The organism is Photobacterium sp. DNB23_23_1, from assembly GCF_052873815.1.
This window is the reverse complement of sequence record NZ_JBNNXT010000135.1, coordinates 1-242: the sequence shown is the minus strand read 5'-3', so window position 1 is coordinate 242 and position 242 is coordinate 1. Positions and strand designations below refer to the sequence as shown.

Genomic DNA, 242 nt, shown 5'->3' with positions numbered 1-242 from the left:
TCCCTATTTGTGACTATTTCTTGCAAATTTTATGCATATTTTATTCTTACCCAATTGACAAACGACTAGGAAATCCGGTTCAATTTAGATCGTTTTTTGTTCATCCTGAGAAAGGCTTATCTCAGGTGAAGACAGAAGAGGAGCGTTTCCGAGGTATCTAGATTGCGGGGCCCCACCCCAAAGCAGTCTTGAGAGGGGGTGTAACGCCGAGATACAACATGACAGGGGGCATGGTGTATCGG

General features: G+C 44.6%; 1 riboswitch.

Going from position 1 to position 242, the window contains the following annotated elements:
* Window positions 1–127: 127 nt before the first annotated feature.
* A riboswitch (Lysine riboswitch) is annotated at window positions 128–242 on the top strand. This riboswitch is flagged as partial in the annotation.